At 55.6% G+C, this 17,401-nt stretch carries 16 protein-coding genes; 4 read left to right on the forward strand and 12 right to left on the reverse strand.

Annotation, left to right across the window (positions count from 1 at the left end):
* Positions 1 to 2 precede the first annotated feature (2 nt).
* The 7 genes from tnpC to OGR47_RS13540 form a co-directional block, all read right to left on the reverse strand.
* Positions 3 to 1,613, reverse strand: coding sequence for an IS66 family transposase (tnpC, locus tag OGR47_RS13510; RefSeq protein WP_165056342.1), 1,611 nt, complete (start codon positions 1,611 to 1,613; stop codon positions 3 to 5).
* A 70-nt stretch (positions 1,614 to 1,683) separates the two neighbouring features.
* The gene (gene tnpB / locus OGR47_RS13515; protein ID WP_165056340.1) at positions 1,684 to 2,031 is read right to left on the reverse strand and encodes an IS66 family insertion sequence element accessory protein TnpB; all 348 of its coding nucleotides are present in this window, start codon (positions 2,029 to 2,031) and stop codon (positions 1,684 to 1,686) included.
* Complete coding sequence (gene tnpA, locus OGR47_RS21915; RefSeq protein ID WP_165056339.1) at positions 2,028 to 2,399, reverse strand: IS66-like element accessory protein TnpA; 372 nt, start codon at positions 2,397 to 2,399, stop codon at positions 2,028 to 2,030. The genes tnpB and tnpA overlap by 4 nt, the downstream gene beginning before the upstream one ends.
* A gap of 52 nt (positions 2,400 to 2,451) precedes the next feature.
* Entirely contained in the window at positions 2,452 to 4,449 is a 1,998-nt protein-coding gene (locus OGR47_RS13525) for a type I restriction endonuclease subunit R (RefSeq protein ID WP_216697916.1), read from the reverse strand.
* A complete protein-coding gene (locus OGR47_RS13530) occupies positions 4,446 to 6,398 on the reverse strand; it encodes a DUF262 domain-containing protein (RefSeq protein ID WP_165053637.1) in 1,953 nt (650 codons plus the stop codon). Before OGR47_RS13530 ends, OGR47_RS13525 begins: the two co-directional genes overlap by 4 nt.
* Entirely contained in the window at positions 6,395 to 7,666 is a 1,272-nt protein-coding gene (locus OGR47_RS13535; protein ID WP_165053634.1) for a restriction endonuclease subunit S, read from the reverse strand. Before OGR47_RS13535 ends, OGR47_RS13530 begins: the two co-directional genes overlap by 4 nt.
* Positions 7,657 to 10,056, reverse strand: a complete 2,400-nt coding sequence (locus tag OGR47_RS13540) for a type I restriction-modification system subunit M (RefSeq protein ID WP_165053631.1) — start codon at positions 10,054 to 10,056, stop codon at positions 7,657 to 7,659. The genes OGR47_RS13535 and OGR47_RS13540 overlap by 10 nt, the downstream gene beginning before the upstream one ends.
* A gap of 532 nt (positions 10,057 to 10,588) precedes the next feature.
* Between OGR47_RS13540 and OGR47_RS13545 the strand changes: the two genes are divergently transcribed.
* Both OGR47_RS13545 and OGR47_RS13550 read left to right on the forward strand, forming a co-directional pair.
* Positions 10,589 to 11,296, forward strand: a complete 708-nt coding sequence (locus OGR47_RS13545) for a nucleotidyl transferase AbiEii/AbiGii toxin family protein (RefSeq protein WP_165053629.1) — start codon at positions 10,589 to 10,591, stop codon at positions 11,294 to 11,296.
* Positions 11,297 to 11,300: 4 nt separating this feature from the next.
* The gene (locus OGR47_RS13550; RefSeq protein ID WP_165053626.1) at positions 11,301 to 11,846 is read left to right on the forward strand and encodes a hypothetical protein; all 546 of its coding nucleotides are present in this window, start codon (positions 11,301 to 11,303) and stop codon (positions 11,844 to 11,846) included.
* A gap of 210 nt (positions 11,847 to 12,056) precedes the next feature.
* Here the strand turns inward: OGR47_RS13550 and OGR47_RS13555 are convergent, their stop codons facing one another.
* Genes OGR47_RS13555 through OGR47_RS13565 form a run of 3 tightly spaced genes read right to left on the reverse strand, consistent with a single transcriptional unit; the run spans position 12,057 to position 13,925 of the window.
* A complete protein-coding gene (locus tag OGR47_RS13555; protein WP_206527460.1) occupies positions 12,057 to 12,497 on the reverse strand; it encodes a DUF6527 family protein in 441 nt (146 codons plus the stop codon).
* A complete protein-coding gene (locus OGR47_RS13560) occupies positions 12,494 to 13,666 on the reverse strand; it encodes a ThiF family adenylyltransferase (protein WP_165053623.1) in 1,173 nt (390 codons plus the stop codon). Before OGR47_RS13560 ends, OGR47_RS13555 begins: the two co-directional genes overlap by 4 nt.
* Positions 13,641 to 13,925, reverse strand: a complete 285-nt coding sequence (locus OGR47_RS13565; protein ID WP_165053620.1) for a multiubiquitin domain-containing protein — start codon at positions 13,923 to 13,925, stop codon at positions 13,641 to 13,643. The genes OGR47_RS13560 and OGR47_RS13565 overlap by 26 nt, the downstream gene beginning before the upstream one ends.
* A 148-nt stretch (positions 13,926 to 14,073) precedes the next feature.
* On the opposite strand from OGR47_RS13565, the gene OGR47_RS13570 reads away from it, so the two are divergent.
* Entirely contained in the window at positions 14,074 to 14,418 is a 345-nt protein-coding gene (locus tag OGR47_RS13570; protein WP_165053617.1) for a helix-turn-helix domain-containing protein, read from the forward strand.
* A 1-nt stretch (position 14,419) separates the two neighbouring features.
* The gene (locus tag OGR47_RS13575) at positions 14,420 to 14,980 is read left to right on the forward strand and encodes an ImmA/IrrE family metallo-endopeptidase (protein WP_165053614.1); all 561 of its coding nucleotides are present in this window, start codon (positions 14,420 to 14,422) and stop codon (positions 14,978 to 14,980) included.
* 283 nt (positions 14,981 to 15,263) lie between these two features.
* On the opposite strand, the gene OGR47_RS13580 is transcribed toward OGR47_RS13575, so the two are convergent.
* Positions 15,264 to 16,436 (reverse strand): Fic family protein, encoded by a 1,173-nt coding sequence (locus OGR47_RS13580; RefSeq protein ID WP_165053611.1) that lies wholly within the window; start codon positions 16,434 to 16,436, stop codon positions 15,264 to 15,266.
* A 485-nt stretch (positions 16,437 to 16,921) separates the two neighbouring features.
* Entirely contained in the window at positions 16,922 to 17,257 is a 336-nt protein-coding gene (locus OGR47_RS13585) for a hypothetical protein (RefSeq protein ID WP_165053608.1), read from the reverse strand.
* Positions 17,258 to 17,401 lie beyond the last annotated feature (144 nt).

The following is a 17,401-nucleotide window of genomic DNA, read 5'->3' on the forward strand; positions in this document are numbered from 1 at the left end:
GATCAAGCTGCACGAGCGGAGATTACCGGACCTTGTATCGCCCAGTTCCAGGGCAGCAACTCTTCAAGCCGATGTGCGGGATGGGCGGCGATACAGGACAAAACGTCTGCGAGCCATGCCTGCGGATCGACGCCATTCATTTTGGCCGTGACAATGAGACTATACATGGCCGCAGCGCGCTGCCCTCCGCGATCGGACCCGCAGAACAGCCACGATTTTCTTCCCAGCGCGATGCCTCTTAGCCCTCGTTCTGCAGCGTTGTTGGACAAGCACACGCGTCCGTCTTCAAGGAAAAGCGTGAACGCGGCCCAGCGCTTGAGCATGTAACTGATAGCCTTGACCAGGTCGTGCCCGCGCGAGAGCCTGGCCGCCTGCTCGCGCATATAGATCCGCAGATCATCGACCAATGGACGGCTCAGCATCTGGCGGACCGACAGGCGTTCTTCCGCGCTCTTTCCATTGATGGACCGCTCGATTTCGAACAGCGCGTCGATGCGACGCACCACCTCGATCGCGATGGGCGACAAAGGGATTTCCTTCTTGCCAGCAGCCTTGCGTCGCGCGTTCTCATCCAGATCAGCCATGGCGAAGAAGGGGCGTCGCGCATGGACCCAGCACGCCGCCTCGCGGATCGGGCCCGGCTTGCGGTCCGCTAGGTAGAGCCTGTTGTAGCCGTCATAGGCGTCGGCCTGCAGGATGCCAGCATATCCCGCCAGATGCGCCTGCGGATGTTCGCCTTTGCGGTCGCGTGAGTAATAAAAGATGGCCGCCGGCGGCCCGGCGCCGCCGAAGGGCGCGTCGTCGCGGACATAAACCCAGCACCGACCCGTGTCGGTTTTGCCCTTCGCCAGCACGGGAACCGTGGTGTCGTCGCCGTGTAGGCGCTCGGCGGCCAGGACATGCGCCTCGATGAGACGCCGCAGCGGATCCAGCGCCGCACAGATGGAGCCGACGGCGTCGGCCATGGTCGACAAGGAGATCGGCGCGCCTTCCAACGCATAGCGCTCCGCCTGACGGTTCAGCGGCTGATGTTGGCCGAACTTCTCGAAGGCGATCATCGCCAGAAGGCTTGGCCCCGCCCAGCCGCGCGGAACGGCATGGAACGGCGCCGGCGCCTGTGTGATCTTCTCGCAGTCCCGACAGGAGAATTTCTCTCGCACGGTCTCGATCACTTTCCACTGACGCGGCGTCGTCTCCAGCGTCTGCGTCACGTCTTCGCCGAGCTTCCGCAGCCGCGATCCGCCGCAGCAAGCGCAGCTCGTCGGCGCCTCGATTACGACGCGCTCGCGCGGTAGATGTTCCGGGAATGTGTGGCGCTCGGACCGTTTGCGCGTGAAGCCCGCGACCAGCGTGGTTTTCGTGACCGCCTGCTCCGCCGCGAGCTCATCTTCCGTCGCGCTCGCTTCCAGCTCTTCGAGCTCGAGCGACAACTGATCGATCAGCCGCGCAGCGCGCTCCGACTTTTGCCCGTAGATCTGCCGCTGCAACTTGGCGATCTGAAGCTTTTGCGCGGCGATCAGCGCCGTGTCTTCCGACGCCTTCGCCCGTGCGACGGCCAACTCTGCTTTCAGCGCAGCATTTTCGTCGAGAAGGGCCTGGGCAGCAGCGTCCATAGGCGAAGTGAATCACATATCTTGCGATTTGTGGCGCCCCAAAATGCCTCCGCCCTGGATTTTTTGCGATTCACCCCGCGCTTTGCGGCCGAAAGGTCATTTGCGGATTTCGCCAATCTATCCCTTCGAGCATATAGGCCATCTGCGCCGCCGAGATCGACACCGCGCCCGCCGTCGCCGAGGGCCATATGAACTTTCCGCGATCGAGGCGTTTTGCATACAGCGACAGTCCGACGCCATCATGCCAGAGAATTTTTGCGAGGTCGCCCCTGCGCCCGCGGAAAATGTAGAGATCGCCGGCGTGCGGGTCGCGCTTCAACTGCTCCTGCACCTGAAGGGCGAGGCCCTGCATGCCGCGTCGCATGTCGGTGTGGCCGGTGGCGATCCAGACGCGGCAGCCCGCCGGCAACGGGATCATCGCCGCAGCGCCTTCACGACCCGCGACAGCGCGGCTGCCTCGACATCGGACCACACGAGGATCCGGTCACCCTCGGCGAGGACGATCTCCATCTGGCCGGTCGGCCCCGGAGCGGAATGCTCCCCCACTGTGTCCGGCGTGATCGTCACGGGCAGGATCGGCGCGAGGTCCTGCGGCGCAGCCAGATCGACGCCGAACTGCCGGCGCCAGGTGAAGAGCTGGTTGGTGTTGAGGTCGTGCCGTCGCGCAACCTCGGCGATCGAAGCTCCGTCCTCAAGGCTCTCCTCGACGATCCGGCGCTTCTCTTCGAGAGACCAGGATCGGCGTCGGCGCCGGAGAGCCGGCGGATCGTCATCGTTGCGCGACATCGGCGATAGTGTCCGCTTGTAATAGAAGTGGACACGATCATCGCGCCACCCGTCAGGCAGCTATCTCAAAAACCGCAATCAACGCCAGGCGGCCGCCGCCGGAGGGATACTGATCTTGCATCGATTTGTCAATGTAAAGGTAGGTGCAAGGAGGGGCGTCAAAGCCGGTAAGGAGCTTGTCGACGACCACCAAAAGCTTCATGTTGGCGGGCTCTTTGATGAAAAGTTTCTTGGCCCATTCTTCATAGGTCTCGGTCTTTGTCATGCCCGGCTTGGGCTCGATATTTTTGAGCAGTTCCGTGTAGGTGTTGAAAATGAACTGCTTGTCGGTTTCGGTATTGGCCCCGGTTTCCTCCAGCGTCACATCCTTATTTTGCGGGTTGTAGGAGGTGATGACCGCGCACTTTCCCTTGAAAACTGTTTTTTGGAAAAGCGAAAAACATTTACAGGCCTCGTAAATGCTCGAGGCGACCAGGATGGCGTTACCGCGCTCGCTTGAAAGGCGCGGCTTGACGCTGAAGTCGAAAATGATGTCGCTCACAACGCGATCCATGCGTGACTTTGAACTCAGGATCGTTTGGAGCGTGCCCCATTTCTTTTTCAGCTCGTCCTTCTGCCAGTCATTAAGGCCTTTGGTCTTGGCCTCGAACCATGCGTCAATCTTATCCGTTGAGCCCAGCTTCTGGTCGATGTCACGCGCCTCGTAGATAAGATCGAGCACAACCTCATCCTCGACCGCTTCACTGAATTTATAGGTATGAATGTAACTGCCAAAGACTTCGAGGCTGGTGGCCCGATCCTTCTTGAGGAGAGGGGTGCCGGTGAAGCCGATGAAGACTGCGTTAGGCATTATCGCCTTCATCGCGCGATTAAGCTTGCCGCCTTGGGTGCGATGACATTCGTCGACAAAAACGAAGACTTCGCCCACCGTGGAGCTCGGCTGTGCCTCCAACTGTTTGATGAAGGCATCAAAGTCGTCGACATCTTTTTGCCCGAACTTATGAACGAGCGAGCAGAGAAGGCGCGGCTTGGCTTGGCCCAACTGGCTCAGGAGATCACGCCCACTGTTGGTACGCTTGATCGGTTCGCCGGCCTCGGTGAAGACCCGTTCGATTTGCTTATCGAGCTCGTCGCGGTCGGTGATGATCACGACGCGTGCATGGGGATTGTTTTCGAGGATCCATTTGGCGAGCAGCACCATGACGATGCTTTTGCCGCTGCCCTGGGTATGCCAAATGATGCCGCCCTTCTTCTCCCAAATGTATTTTTGGGCCGCCTTGATACCAAAATACTGATGCACCCGCGGCAGCTTCTTCACGCCGCCGTCAAACAGGACAAAATCATGCATTAGCTCGATAAGCCTGTCCTTGGCGCAGAGTTTGAGGAGGTATTTGTCTAGCTTAAGACGGCTGTTGTCTTCTTCATCTTCTCTCCAAGTGAGGAAGAGCTTCTCAGGCGTCCCGATCGTTCCGTATCTCAGGCCTTCCGTGTCGTTGCCGGCAAATACGAACTGAATGGTAGTGAAGAACCAAGCATTAAATTCAGGCAGTTGGTTCGAGAGGTTTTGCCTGATGCCATCGGCGATCGAGGCGCGACTGCGCTTCAATTCGATCACGCCGATCGCGATGCCATTGACGTAAAGTACCAAATCAGGGCGACGCTCGGCGGATCCTTTAAGGGTTACCTCCTCGGCGACCGCAAAATCGTTGTCGTGCGGCTCGTTCCAGTTGATCAGTTGAACCAGCTCAGTAACTTTTCCGGCCTCAACCTTGACCGGGACGCCATAACGCAAGAGCGCATAGACAGCCTCGTTGTTGGTATAAAGGCTCCGGCTGTGATTGTTGGCCTCGGTGCGCAGCTTGTGCAGCGCGCTGCTGATCTGCGCCGATGTGTAACCGCGACGGGCGAGAAAGTCGTTGAGGAGGTTTTCCTCGATGTTGCTATTGCCCGAACGGTCCGTCCAATCGCCAAGATAGCGATAACCAAGCTCATTGCGAAAGAGCTCAAGAACTCGGTTTTGGGTGGCGCGTTCGGTTTTGCCAATCATCATGTTTGCAATTCCTGGACAAGAATTTCAGCTTTCACGTAAGCCTTAAAATCATCGATGTTTGTGAAACAGCGGAAGCCAGCTTGGCTGGCGGCAGCGATCGTCTCCGCACCCTCGTTCAAAAGAACCGCGACCGGCTGCGTCAACTCCTCTTGCAAGCCGGTAGGCCACGCTAGATCTAAGACCGCGCGCTGCTCACCCGTCGCCTGGTCAATCAATTCGAACGAAATTGCGCCGCGAGGTAGGTTGTGCGTTTCGATCCAATCATCCAACGCTTCGAGCTCTTCTTCCTCAGCTTCGCTGGTAATGGCTCCGATAGTTGCGCTTGCCGATGCGATCGGCTTTGAGGCTCCGGTTAACCAGCGGGTGTCGCCGTGGAGCAGCTCTTCCATGCGGCGGTTCACTTCAGCGGCGAGCAGAGCTTGACGGGCTTCAAGGAATTCGGGGAAGTGTTCAATTTTCCAGAGGCTCGCGTCGGCGGGGATCCATTGCGAGGCCAATGCGCCAGGATGGCGCTTCTCGATTTCTGGGAAATACTCTTCGGGTAGGCGATCGCTGATATTGAGGTTGGTGTCCTTGGTTAGGAAGCAGAAATTCGCAAGCGCGTTGACCTGCGGTTTTGAATATTTGCGCTTGTAGAGCTGCGCTTTCGGAAAAATATGATGCACTTCAAGGCTGCTCATTTTGCCAAGAAGGCTTGCCTTCAACGCTAGGCCTGTTCCCCAATCGCGGGCTTCGCCCATGCGGGTAAGCATGTAGAGGACTGGATAAAAACGCGCGCCGAGGCTCCAGCCGGTAAAGTGTCCAGCCTCGACACGGAGGCCGCCGTGCCACAGACGCAATTGCTCAAGGAGTTTTTCAAGACCACCATCAAGGCCTTCAAGCGCAGCCAAGTCCTGATCGATATAGCTTTCAGTCGACCCGGAAAAACGTCCCCACATGCCCGATTGGACAAACCAGAACAGGAGCTTGTCCCGTTCCTTTTCGTCCATCGGGCCTTTGCGCTGATCGAGGTAACGAACCATTACCGGCACACCAAAACGGCCGAAAAACACTTGATCGTGATCGAGGCCGAGACGTCCGCCGATCAGATTGAGGCAGGTATCGATGTGTTTGGTGGCGCGCTTGAGAGCGTCTTGAATCTCCTCGGCGCTCTTGTCATGAAGGAACTGGAATTTAGCTTCGCCGGTCAGAACTGTATTCATCGAGCGAAGCATCCAATCCAGGTTGAAATGATAGTCGGCCTTACTCCATTCCTTGAGCTTGCCCTTCATGGCGTCACGTGCCTCAGGCCAATCGGCACAAATTTTCGCTAGGGCGAGATCGCCGTTTGAGAGCTTGGTGCCGCCGCTATTGACCTTGTTGAATATATCCACCACGACATCGAGGGTTTTGTCAGTGCCGGTGATTTCCTCGACATGTAGCGTTACATCGAGGACGCCCAAAAGGTGGCTGAGGCGGGCAACATAGTCGCCGATCATTGGGGCCAAGGCAGGGTCCGCGCTAAGACGCGTCACATATCCGCTCAGGCCTGCCGTGCCTTTCCCTATCAGCTCGGTAACATCGATCCAAAGCGGGTCGCCTTGCATCTTTAAAGGCTGATAGAAAGCGAAAGTCTCCGTACCCAGATGGAACTGCAGGCCCGTGAACGCTTGCGCATTGCCATCGAAAAATTTGGGAGGACGGCCGCGCGCTACGCCATACAGTGAGGTCATCCGTTGCTGGCCATCGAGCAGCATCTTCACGATGCCCGCTGCTAGCTTGCCGTCCCCACGGTGTGCCGCCGTCTTGGACTCGGTAGCCCAAACGAGCAAGCCGCCGATCGGATGGCGCTTGTAAATCGAGTCAAAGAGACCGCGAACCTGATCGCGGTTCCAGACATAGCCGCGTTGGAATTCAGGTAGGGCCATATGGCCGCTGTCAATGTGATCGAGGATGGTGGAAATTTTCATATCAGTCGAATCCGTCCGGTCAGTAATTCTTGCATCATGCCTTGTTTGATCTCGAGGATCTTGGTGAGTTTCGATTCAAGCACGGTAATTTGAGTTTCGTAGTCGATAAGAATTTCTGTGATTGCAGCTTGCTCGCCTATCGTTGGCGGTAATGGCACCGGCAAAGCCGCATATTCCTTCCCGTTTATTCCTGGCTGCCCACTACGCATAGAATTCTCCTTTACCCAATTCCAGTAAGGCCGACTTTGCATATAAAGCGACAGGAATTCCGGGAGGAGGCAATCGCTATTTGGGCTTAACCGTATTAGAAATCCCGCAAAAACGAGCATGCCATCAAGGGGGTTGTAAAGGTACGATTTGCCGACACTCGCGCCGGTTCTCGCGACAGCAATGTCACCGGGCTCAAGTTCATAAGAACTACACATTGGATGGGCTACAGACGCCTTTGCTGTGTGTTCGAATTTGCCGTGCTCCGTAATGTCGGTGATTCGAAGATACGTTGGATATCGAGTATCAAAATCAGTTGCAGGTGCGTTTATGCCGTACTTGGGCGCTCTGCGGAGGCATTTCTGGAGCGAAACCACGTCCCAATCGCTTGGAATCGTGCCAATATCCGTTTGTTTATAGCCTTCATTACGAGAAAAACTCGGTAAGCGCCTCTTCCCTGTCAGCAACTCCTGCATTGCGCCCTGTTGGAGGTCGCGCTTTTTCGCGATGAGCTTTTCAAGAGATTCGATATAACCATTCGTCGCGCTTAGGGCCGCAGCGATTGCCTCTTGTTCCTGCTTGCATGGTGGATAGGGGAACTGAAACCCTTCCATCTGCCATTTTTGGACGTGAACTAGAGCCGATGCTCCGTGCGCCCATCCTTCAATGTAGGTTGTGAGCTGTTTCAGAGCATGAAAAAGGAAGCTCTTGTCGATCTCCGACTCGAACGCATTTATTTTCCACGTATGGTAATTAAGTAATCCGAGAGGACCGGACCAAATATGAGGTCCGAAGGAGGTGCCACGGCTGCCGGACCACGCAAAAAGCAGTTGGCCAGGCTCGATCTCGAGTTTTTTGGCGTAAGATCCGTCGAAGAAATTGAAATCATCGGATCCATTCAGATTCTGAATTCGAATGATTGGGAGGCCAGAAGTTTTCCATTCGAAAGGCTTGAAGCCCCTGCCATTGATTAGTACGCAAACGCTATCGATCCGACGCGGTTCCCAATCGTTGGGGATAACACCGACTTCGGTCTGCTTGTATCCAGGTCTTACTTCCATGTGAATCCCATCCTTTCCAGATGGCAGTTCACTTTCTCCTCCAATTCAGAAACCAGGGTCATCAATTGGGGCGCAGTTGTCTCGTAGCGTTCAGCCAGCTGCTTGATCCGCTGAGTGAGAGCCTGACTGATGCGATCCATTTCGCCGTGAATGGCTGTGTCGAGCGCGGCGAGCCACTTATCGTCAACGACCAAAGCTTTAATTTCCGGCTCGGCCAGCTTTGGATATTTCGCAAGCGCCTTGGCGTCTAGCGCTGCCTCGGCGTCCTTAAGGCGTTTTTTGAGTCCGGCTTCTTCTTCAGCAAGCTTCAGCCATTCATTGAGTATCGCAGCCTCATCTTTAGCGTCCTTATCGCCTTTGATCTCTTTCAGCCGTGCAGTGACATTCGCCTTGTTTATCTTGTCGATCTCCGCGAATGCAGCTTCTTCGCCACCATGTTCTTCTTCCAGTTCGGTTCGCTGCGCCTCCACGCCTTCCAGCTGCGCGGTTAGCGTTGCGATCTCCTCTTGGTCTTTCGAGAAAAAGCGGGCGACAATGAGCGCCTTCGGGATAAGGTCACAGGTCCAACCCTTGTCCCTTTCCTTGCCCTTCTTATCGGTCTCGATAATCCGGTAGGTCTCGGCTTTCCAACCGTCGGCGGAAATCAGATAGCAGTCGTCCTGCATCACCGTGGCCCAGTAATCCATGAGATGCTGGTAGACCGCGTATTTGTCGATAAGTGGCTTGTCAGCGTAGTGCGCCAGCAAATCCTCGGAGAGTTCCTCGATCAGCTCTTTCGGGTGGAAGCCAGGCTCTAAATCTTTGAGGAGCGCCGCGCTCTTGTCTCGCCATTCGACAAAGTGCGAGTTCATATCCGCGATGAAGGCGCTGAATTGTGGATGGTTGTAAATCGTGGATTTGATCGCGGATTTGTCGACCGCAAGGTCAACATAGCCGGGGCGATTGTCCTTGAAGAGAGCCTTGCGAAGATCGGGACAAACCTTCCAGTAGCGACCCAGCGCATCGATGTCGCGCTGCGGAACGCCGCCGCGCAAATGTGCCTCAATATCCTGGAGGTCCTCTTCCTGCTGGCTATCGATATAGCGCGGCAGGTTGAGATTGAACTCGTTTTTCTCGATCTCTGCAAAAGAGACCATGCGGCTGTATTTCGGAATTTCCAGCTGCCGCGAAAAGGCGTCAACGATTTGGTGCATATCCTGCGCCCGCAAACGGTTTTTGGGTCCGTCTTTCATGAAGCCTTGGCTGGCATCAATCATGTAAATGCCCTTACGGGCAGCAGCCTCGGCTTTGTCGACCACCACGATGCAGGCGGGAATGCCGGTTCCATAAAAGAGGTTAGCCGGCAGGCCGATAATGCCCTTGATATAGCCTTTTCGTACGAGGTTGCGCCGAATGTCCGCTTCGACATTGCCGCGGAACAGGACGCCATGCGGCAAAATGCATGCGCCGCGACCTGTGCTTTTTAGCGACCGGACGATATGCAGTAGGTAGGCGTAGTCGCCCTGCTTTGCCGGCGGCACACCGAAAGATTCAAAGCGTTGGTAATCGTCGTCGGCCGGGTCAAATCCGGTGCTCCAGCGTTTGTCCGAAAAAGGCGGATTAGCGACGACAAAATCAAAACTCTTGAGAGCGTCGCCATCCTTGAATTTCGGGTCGGCGAGGGTATTGCCCTGCACGATCAGTGCAGTCGGATTGTTGTGGAGGATCATGTTCATGCGAGCGAGACTGCTCGTCGCTGAATCTTTCTCCTGCCCATAGAGGGTTACGGCGGTGCCGGCTTCGTGGCCAACTTTTAGGAGCAGCGAGCCCGAGCCGCAGGTTGGATCGTAAACCGTCGTCGCGGCGCTGGTCTTGGCTTCATGGATGCCAATGATCTGTGCGATGACGCGGCTTACTTCGGCAGGCGTGTAGAATTGGCCCTTGCTCTTGCCGCTTTCAGTCGCGAAATGCCGCATGAGATATTCGTAGGCGTCACCCAGAATGTCGTCGCCGTCGGCCCGATTCTTCGAAAAGTCGAGCGCCTTGTTCTCGAAAATAGCTATCAGGTTCGTGAGTCGGTCGACCATTTCCTTGCCACTGCCAAGCTTATTGGCATCGGCAAAGTCCGGCATGTCAGACAGCTTATTGGCGTCAGCGAGGGGGGTGATGATCTTTTTATTGATTTGGTCGCCGATATCGCTCTTGCCTTTGAGCGCGACCATATCTTTAAAGCTCGCCCCTTCGGGAATAGTAATCGGCGCGAAAGGCTGCCCGGCATATTTATCGCTGACGTATTTTATGAAGAGGAGGACGAGGACGTAATCCTTATACTGGCTCGCATCCATACCTCCACGGAGTTCATCACAGCTCGACCACAGCGAAGAATAGAGTTCAGATTTTTTAATTGCCATTGGACCGGGCTTTGTTTTTGAACAGGTTTATGGTGATTCCGAGATGCGCAGCTTAGCGAGCAGAAGGGGCTTTGTGAATCTGCTTGTGCACGCGAGGGGAACCGCCAGAGCCAAGGACGTGGCGGGCGACAGCCTGGGCACTTTACCGGCGTCTCTCACTTCGCATTTGCCTCACCTAGCGAAGGGGAGCCCATGGCGGTAGAGGAGAGTCGGGACGCGAATGCAGCGCTTGATCCACCTCGTGGAGGTGATCGACACGGCCCACCTCACCGACCTCCAAAAAAACTGCAAACCTTAGATCATTGGCCGCCTGGCGCTTCATCATAAATGAGGCCCCCGGTCTGTCGCTCGGATACCACAAAAATATCTGGTTAAAAAATCTTCACGATAAAAAAATTGAACGACTTCCCTAGAAATGGGAACTAATACCCAAGAATGAGCAGCTTAATGCCTTGTAAACCAAGCATTCCGCTGATTAGTTTCGGCGTCCATCCATACAATCATTTTCATATTGCATGGATAGGAATTTCATATGACGGAACATTTTGTTTTAGACCATGAAAAGATTACGAACGCTTTGAGTGAGCTTGGATCAATCATCGGTGCAACGCTTCAGCGTAGCGTGACCGTCAGGATATATGGGGGAAGCGCGCTCATCCTTGCCTCCAATTTTCGCCGCACTACATTCGATATCGATTTTATCGGAAACAAAATCCGGCCTGTCCCGCAGCTATTGAAAGACACAAGAAGAGATAGTCCAGAAAATGATTTTCTGGTCGCCGCTGCTGAAATCGTCGGCAAGAAATTCGGTTACAAGGAAGGGTGGTTCAATTATCAGGTGGCGAGAACGATTAGCGGTGCTTTTGATCATCACGACTTGGCCCACCATGAGCCGGTTGGACGCTTCCCGGAAACGGGGCATGGCCTTGAGGTGCACGTTCCATCCCTCGATTATATTTTGGCCATGAAGCTGCAGGCTCAGCGCATTAAGCCTGCTGAAGAGTATAAAGATTTGAGGGACTTAATATGCTTAACGCGGATCAAGGGGGATGAAATCAAAAACCCCGACGATCTTATCGAAATTCATGCTAGGTTTTACAGACCCCGCCAACGGCGCATGGATTTTGAGGATAGAATTGAACAGCTTTGGGAACATCATATTACGGGAAAGGTCCCTGTGGCTGTCCGACGCGCCGGAATCCCCGCAGCGCCGCGATACCTTGGCTATGGTCGCTCATGAGCATATGTCGGGTATCCGCGATATCAGCTTAGGCATTTTTACTTTCATCGACACCGTATATCGCCAAGCGCTTTTTGTGCCGGTGGCTTGCTATGAAAACGGCATTGGCACGCGCGAGGAATGGGGCTCTCTTTCTGAGGATCAATTCCTAGCTTACTTCCGGCTAAATGTTCCGGAAGATGGGAAAGAATTCTTGCGCGAGAAGTTTAGGGAACGTCCGGTAATAAGCGAATTGAGGACCAGGATTCATTTTGCCGCGATGACACATCATTTCCATCGGATTTTCGGATTAGGACCATCCCCTGAATGGACGGAAAGCCCCGATCTGAAAGCGGCTAAGCTCTACGATATTAAGCCGCTCATCAACCGCCCAATCAGCTGGGCCATGAGAGACCCCGAGGAGAGGATCGCCCATTTCAGCAATCTCGATGCAGCGCGCTACGCCGTAAAGGAAGGAGCCTTGAATCTCCTTGATCAAGGCCGACATGGCGATGTTGGCCGTCTTATCCTTGAAGGCATGAAACGCGCTAATGGGCTTACCCTTCCGTGATTAGCTTGCAGCTGCAAAAATGGGCGGCTCTAAAAGACTGAATTAACGCCACCCTCCTCTGTTAGAGTGAGCTACGGCCATATGCGCCCTTTCCTTTTATCAGACAGACGCCGAAGAGGTCCGGTCAGGCATCGAGCCGATAGAAGCGGGCCGTATTGCACGCCGATCGGTTCGGCGAAATGAGAATGAGTTCGCCACTGGCAGAGACGATCAGCGCGATCCTCCCAACCATTTTTTGATCAGAGCTTTAGCCATATCCCAGCCCTCTAGCACACGCTGAACGATTGCATGAAGTGGGCCAACGCGAACTTTCCCAAGCTCGATTGCGTCGTGGAGGTCTTGCGCCTTCACCGCCGCGATCATTTCAGGCGACATCGCGCCCGCCCATTGGACGTGACTTCCAGTTATCCAATAGTGTGATTTGCAGGGGAAGCTCCAATTGCCGATAGACGGAGCTAGCGACACAGCCCCGGCACGATCGGTGAGATGCCACTTTGCGGGATTGAGAGGCGTGACGACTTCCATTCCGCACCCGCAGCAGCATTGATGTGAGGCTGTTGAATACCGCCGCGAGATATACAGAACGCCCGGTTCCAGACATTCCGGTATAAATTCGACGAATTCCGGCTGAAGCTCTAGAATTTTGTTCATGCCAATCCTTCAACAACGGTCTCGCCGCTAGCTAACGAGTAGCCAGCGTAAACTTCTTTGCGAGTATCATTATACACGCCGAAAAGCTTTTTCCATCTGATCACCGCCATAGCGGCGTTCAAAGCGTTCAACTCGGCAATCTGGATGTTGCTCGAATACTCGTTCGCTCCAACGTCGCCCTCAGCAAATGAGATATGCCGCGCCGCGCTGTCTCGCGTGTCGGCGGTGCTCGTCGTCGTCCGCACGATACCGGATAACCGTCCGTCATTGACCACAACCCCCATTCCGACATCGATAAAGGGTACGCCGCGGTTGACAACGTGTTCGATAAGCGCCCGCTTTGTCGAACCTACGTCCATGCAGACGAAAATAAAGTCGAGGCCGTCAAGGAGAGCGAAGTTATCGGGCTCGAGGAAGGCGTCGTGTACGGTAATTCCCCGACGCATGTTGGAGTAAATCGCGGCGAACCGGGTCACCTTTTGAGGCTTAGCCTGCAACTCCTCGATCGAAGGTGCTCCCGGAGAGCGGAATGCGTTGTGTTGCGAGAATATGTCGCCATCAAAAAGACGTATCTCCGCTACGCATGTTTTAGCCACAAAGTCGAGGATGTAGGAGCCAGTGCCTCCGAGGCCCGCGATGCCAATCCGCAACCCATCCAGCCTAGCGTTGATCACGCCAATCCCTGCGCGACTAGTTGCCGTATCGATGTATTTGAAAACGCTTTCGTTCTCGCCCGTGGGGATCACCGGGAAGGTGCAGGCTGTTACGCTTGGGTCGAGCTTGGCGGCTTCTCCTGAAATGCGGCCCATATAGGTCGTCATTTTATGGTAATAGTCGCGATAATCTGCCTTAGCGGAAAACGTGAAATCGGCGCGCACACCTGGAGCGAGATCCTGAGGTGCGGAGGAATTCTCGATTGACGAGATTTTTGAGCCGTCGGCATGACACGGATGTGTGCCAGTCCAATAACAGACATGGGTATCAGGCTTTTCGGCAATATCGCCGGATAGTTTAAGCGTCGAGATCAGCATGCCTCGGCGCACTGCGCGCTGTGAGTCGATAAACGGGACGTCCCTGACGAGCAGGAAGCCATCCCCGATATCGATATCGTAACCTTCGTTCTGCAACCGCAGAAGATCAGGGCTAAGAGCGATTGGTCGACGTGACATCGAATTCCATCCCATCCTTCACTTTGACCGACTGCCCCTCGACTAAGGTACCGGCCGGCTTGTTGCCCTGGCCGCGCGTGTACTGGACCGTGAACTGGATGCCGTCACCGGATGGCGGATTGGGAAAGGCAAGAGAGACTACCTGATCGAAGGTGATCTCCTCATTCTTAGGCACTGTCTTCGCGCGGCCGTTGACGATAATGGTTACGGTTTTAGTCTCTTCGGCCTTGCTGTGCTCTTTAACGTCTTCACTGCTCATAGGGATATCTCCTTCCGAAACACCACAGAGAATCGCGGTGTTCCAATTTTTCAATTGATTGCGAATTCGCAACTGACCTGGTATATAACATTGACCAAAGCTGATTGCAATATCGCAATCGATAGCTTTTTAGCAATACGGAGGTCGGATGGCGGAAAATTTCGACATGGAAGCCTTCTATGCGGCGTTGAACGCCACGCGCCTGAGTCGACAGAAGACATGGAAGGAGGTTGCCCAGGAGACAGGGATTGCTGCATCGACCCTCTCACGAATGGGGCAAGGCGCGAAGCCCGACGTGAACGGTCTTGCAGCGCTTCTGAAATGGTCGAACCTCAAAGCCGAGATGTTTATCCCGGGGGCTAGCAAGAAAGACGCGCCGCCAATTGCTAAGCTTACTGCGCTTCTGCGCGCTGATCCTCACCTTACTCCGCAAAATGCCAAGCTGATGGAAGAGATCGTGGTCAGCACGTATAACAGGCTGCGGGACGGTTGAATTGGCTTTTCGTCGAGGATTCAAAGCAGAGTCAAATCGCATTGCACTGAGCGTCCGCGAGCAGATGGGCCTTGGGCCGCTCGATCCGATCGATCCCATCCAGGTGTGCGCCCACTACGATATTGTACTCCTTAAGCTCAGCGAGCTCGGCTGTGATTCATCATCCTTCCTCGGGGCCAGCCGCTCCTCCTTCTCAGCGGTAACCGTCCCCTGCGGTTGGCGGACTGCGATCGTTCACAATGATTCGCATCACCGCTACCGCCAGCGCAGCAACATCTGCCATGAACTTGCTCATTGCTTTCTCGGTCATCAGTGCACGCCGCCGCTCACCGAAAGCGGTGGACGCGCTCACGACGGCGGCATTGAGGCTGAAGCAAACTTTCTCGCCGGCACCCTATTGATTCCGAATGAGGCGGCGATTCATATCCTCCGCCAGGGGCTCATCCCTACTGCGCAAACCATCTATGGTGTAAGTCAGCCGATGCTGGACTACCGTCTTCGCGTGAGTGGGGCTTACACAATCCATGCGCGGCGTATGGGGAGAACCCGCGCGGATTCCTGAATAGCGCTCGCTAGTTTTGGGTAGGGGTGCACCCCGTCTGAGGGGCTATGTGGATCCGACGGCGCATACGGACTATTCCCTAGTTCGATCGGCCGCCAATCATTCCCTCGTCCCGATCTGGCTTTCCGAACCCGCAGCCTCGCAGAGCCGTCAAAGGCGCGCAGCGGCACCGCAGTCACGCGCAGCCAACGGCGAGCATGGCGAGGAGCCACCCTTTGACGGGTCGAGAAGCGTAGGGATCATTACCTGGACGGGCGAGAGCGGTCCGAAAATCCTCTTCAGGTTAGCGCGCGAAAGGCTCCGTGCCCTGGTTGAGGATATCGAGATAGGCTTGGTAGACAAAAACCTTGTGCCGTTCTTTGCCGGTCGCTTCCCGGACAATACCCAACGCTTCGAGCGTTGCGAGACCGCGCAAAGCGGTCGGCAGTGAAACCTTGCAGGCTTCCTTGATGCGGGTGGTGGTGGCAACCGGGTGGCGCTGCAGATAGGCATGAATGGCGAGAACGGTGGCGGTCGATTTGCCGGAATTTGCGATTTTTGCTCGGTCTTCGCTGAAGAGCGCGAGGACGGCCCGCGCGGTATCTGTCGCCTGATTGGCGACCTCGATAACGCCCGTCAAAAAGAATTTGATCCAGGCTTCCCAGTCGCCGGTCGTGCGGACGGATTGCAGATGATCGTAGTAAGCTTGGCGGTTCGCTTTCAGATAGAGGCTGAGATAAAGCAGCGGTTCTTTAAGCACGCCTTCGGCACACAGGATGAAGGTGATGAGCAGCCGGCCAAGGCGGCCGTTGCCGTCAAGGAACGGGTGGATCGTCTCGAACTGCACGTGGGCAAGAGCGGCCTTAATCAGGACCGGAAGCTTGACCCTTTCGTCATGCAAGAATTTTTCAAACGCATCGAGCGCTTCATTCAGCCGTTCGGGCGGTGGCGGCACGAACAGCGCCTTGCTTGGGCGTGATCCGCCGATCCAATTTTGCGTGCTACGAAATTCGCCGGGCGTCTTATCGCCACCGCGCGCATTACTCATGAGCTTGGCGTGAATCTCGCGCAGCAGTCTGAGAGAAAGAGGCAGGCTCTTCAGGCGTTCGAGGCCATAATCCATAGCCGCGACGTAGCAGGAGACTTCCGTCACATCGTCCATAGGTACGCCGGGGGCTTCGTCGGTCTCAAACAGGAGCAGGTCGGACAAGGAGGATTGCGTTCCCTCGATCTGGGAGGACAGCACCGCTTCCTTGCGGACGTACATATAAAGGAAGAGAGCTGCGTCCGGCAGGACCATGCTCATCCCGTCCAGGCGACCAAGCGCCGTATTCGCCTGATCAAGCAGCGGGTAAAGCGCGCCCATGTCTAACGGCGGGTCGGGCGGAAGATTAGCGGGGACATAGGCTTCGTAGGCTTCGCCACCGACCAGGCTCGACCTTATCAGCTGTCCCACGCGATTGTTTGTGCAGGTCATGACGGATCAAATAACAAAATTGGACAGATTCGTTAGTAGGCCGAAGATAGCTCACGCGGATGTTAGTTGCAAGGAATTAAGTAACGAAATGTATTGAATTCGTTAGTTATCGGATAGCGGCGCCCTCCCCCCTCTGAACGGCCCTTCAAGCTAAACGAACGCTCTTCGAGCTCCGTGATTCCGAAGGTCACCCTATTTTCGATAGGACGGGAGGCTCCCAAAAGGCCGGTTCGAGACTAAAACCAAGCAACGCTAGTTTTCGGGCGCTGGCGGGGGATTTGAGGTGCGGGGCACACGGTAGATTGGTGTCATAAACGATTGAATTAACGCTAAAATCTCGTCTGTCGGCGCGAGCCAAAAAGTTCGGTATGCCTCTACGAACTTCAGCCAACAGCTTCCCAAAACTTGTCAACACCCCCGCTATTCCCTTACGGGATGGATATCTGCGACCGACGCGCTCCTCCCGCGGGGGCCTGTCTTCCCCACTAGTTCGGCTTCTCCCTTTGCGCTCTCTCCTCCATCAGCGCCGAAACGGTGTCGAGTAAGCGGATCGCTGCGGGCAGACGCGCATGGGAGTCGCGCTGTTTTTCATCGGCAGGCTCCAGAGCGCGCCACCAATCGATGAAACGTCCGATCAGCGCGCGCGCCGGGATTTTCTCGAAAGGCGCGCCCGGGAACGCCTCGAAGCCGAAGGACGCCTCAACATCCCGCAGGCATGCCTCGATGTAACGGGCGTCTTCGTCGCTTAGGGCGAAAGGCCGCTCCGGCGCGCGGCGCACCATGCGGACCTCACTGAGCTCGGGAATGTAGTCTTTCTTCACTGTCGCCACGCCCCACCCGCGGGCCGGGCCATGTTTGGAGCGCCGGCGAGCCGGCTTTCCCTATCAATTCTCGTGCCGCCGGCCCGAATCCACGCTGAGCGATGCGCACGCTTCTGTTTGGCGCGATGCTTGCTTTTTGATCGG

Origin of the sequence: Methylocystis sp. MJC1 (genome assembly GCF_026427715.1) — a bacterium.
In the GTDB taxonomy this organism is placed as follows: domain Bacteria; phylum Pseudomonadota; class Alphaproteobacteria; order Rhizobiales; family Beijerinckiaceae; genus Methylocystis.